Below are 2,258 nucleotides of genomic sequence, written 5' to 3' on the forward strand. Positions count from 1 at the left end.
TAAGAGTAATAAGAATCAGGATTAATCATTGGGAGGTTTTAAGAAAATTAGACGGAACTGATGAGGTTAAAGAAATTATCTTAATTTTAACTGACAACAAAATTGTTGTGAGCAAGTGTTTTATACAGAAGTACATTAAACAATTAGAGTTATTATAAGAGTTTCAAATAAAAGAAAGGAATGATGTTAAATGAAAATAGCAGTTAGAGGAGGACATAATTATCTAGCAACTGGATGTGAGGGTCTTATAAATGAGGTAGTAGAAGATAGAAAAGTAAAAGATAGTGTAATTAAATATTTAAAGCAATTAGGCCATACTGTATTAGATGTTACACCAGGTAATATGGATAGAGACAGTGATCTAATATATGGAGTAAATAAAGCTAATAATTGGGGAGCAGACTTATTTATATCTATACATTTCAATAAGGCTTATAACAGTTATAATGGGGCAATAGGAGTAGAGTGCTTAGTTTATTCAAAGACAGATAATATTACATTAGATGAGCAAGTTGCAACAAGAATACAAAACGCCTTAGATGGATTAGGATTTACAGGTCATGAAAATAAATCAAGAGGAGTAAAAGAAAATAAAGAATTATATGAGCTAAGAGCAACTAAGATGGCAAGCATAATAATAGAAACATGTTTTGTGGAAGCAACAGAATATGTTGCTTTATATAAAAAGTTAGGACACGATAAAATAGGTCAAACAATAGCAGAAGCTATATCAAATAAAAAAATAGAAGTAAAGGTGGAATATGATATGAAAAAAATTAGTAACTTATTATGGAGATGCATTTAAGAATGCAGCTAAATTAGTATAGGATTAAGGGCTAGTAAGTGAGAAATCTTACTTACTAGCCTTTTTATTCATGTAATTAATTAATACAAACTATAGATAGAATGTAAATGAAAGGTGATTAATAGCATATCAACATAAAATGTGGATAAGTAATTGTAGACGAGCGTTCTTAGTGATATAATATAAATTATAAAATCGTAATTTAGAATTTGGAGGAAATTAAAATTGAGATATACACTTTTTATAGATGAATCTGGGGGTATTAGCCCGAATGATGGAGAAAGATATTTTTGTATAGGTGGATATTTAATAAAAAATAAATATTTAGAGCATAGATATAAAATGCTGAATATAATAAAAAAAGTTAATAAAAATAGAGATAAATACTTTAATTTTTATGCATTAAAAGATAACTTAACAGAAGTTAAGTTTGCAAGAATTTAGAGGGTAAAAAATTTGTATTAGGAAAACTTAGTGAATTAGAAGGGGATTTTATAGCAATAATAGTTGATAAGTATAATTGTCATACTTTAGGGAAAAGTGATACAAATGAATATTATAATTATTTAGTATGTCAATTGATACGATATGTTTTTGAAACAAGAAAATATGCGGGAAGTTTAGACTTTGAAGAGTTAAAATTAAAAAGATCTTACAACAAGCAATTCAGTTGTAATTTTAATGTAAGAGCAGCAGATTCTAAAAAGAATCAAGGGGGAATGGTTAGTGATTTTGTAGCTGGATTATGTAAAGATATTTTTAGAAATAAAAATAGTGTTTTAAAAGGAATAATGAATATAAAGTACATATCAAAGTTTCCGCACACAGATTTTGATAAAGATATTAAACAAATTAGTTGACAAGTATAAACTAATTTTATATAATGTAAGCAACAGTTAATAGTCCTGTCTTGAGAAATTGTAGCAAAGATTATTCGCTTAAGTGTACTGTGTGTGCACACATTCTCCAGGCTCTGTTGAATTACGATTTTATGATCCACCAATTTAGTTGGTGGATTTTTTCCATTTAAAATTATAGTAAAAAATACATAGAGTAATGAAATATACCTCGTAATGTATTGAGGATAAAATATATGGATTTATTAGCTAGATGGGTAAAGGAATTAAAAAGTTCCCTAAAAATAAAAAAAGCCGTCTTACGACGACCCGCCCGCATAACGCAAGCGCCAGAAAGAATACACTTATTCTTTCAATGACATAATAACATATATATTATTGACATATCAATAATATTATATCTAATCATAACTATAGATATACATTTATTTTAGCACCTTATAGCAATCTAATTACTTTAAATATCACTTATTTAATCTTACCAAAAGCACCTTTACAATTAATATTAGTATTTTTACCTTAAAAGAAAATGCAATATAAAATAATACGCAAGTAAAATTGAAGCGACTGTAAGGATAGTATAAACTTAAGTAAGT

Annotated in this window: 3 protein-coding genes; all 3 read left to right on the plus strand. The window is 27.1% G+C overall.

What is annotated here, in order from left to right:
- Positions 1-190 precede the first annotated feature (190 nt).
- The 3 genes from NSA50_RS19610 to NSA50_RS19620 all read left to right on the plus strand — a co-directional run bounded on the left by NSA50_RS19610 (position 191) and on the right by NSA50_RS19620 (position 1,665).
- On the plus strand, positions 191-805 hold the full coding sequence (locus NSA50_RS19610; RefSeq protein ID WP_257448226.1) for an N-acetylmuramoyl-L-alanine amidase: 615 nt from the start codon (positions 191-193) through the stop codon (positions 803-805).
- Between the two features lie 225 nt (positions 806-1,030).
- The gene (locus NSA50_RS19615) at positions 1,031-1,249 is read left to right on the plus strand and encodes a DUF3800 domain-containing protein (protein WP_257448229.1); all 219 of its coding nucleotides are present in this window, start codon (positions 1,031-1,033) and stop codon (positions 1,247-1,249) included.
- A 134-nt stretch (positions 1,250-1,383) separates the two neighbouring features.
- Positions 1,384-1,665, plus strand: a complete 282-nt coding sequence (locus tag NSA50_RS19620; RefSeq protein WP_257448231.1) for a hypothetical protein — start codon at positions 1,384-1,386, stop codon at positions 1,663-1,665.
- Positions 1,666-2,258: the final 593 nt, after the last annotated feature.

Source organism: Clostridium mucosae (assembly GCF_024622765.1).
Lineage (GTDB): Bacteria > Bacillota > Clostridia > Clostridiales > Clostridiaceae > Clostridium.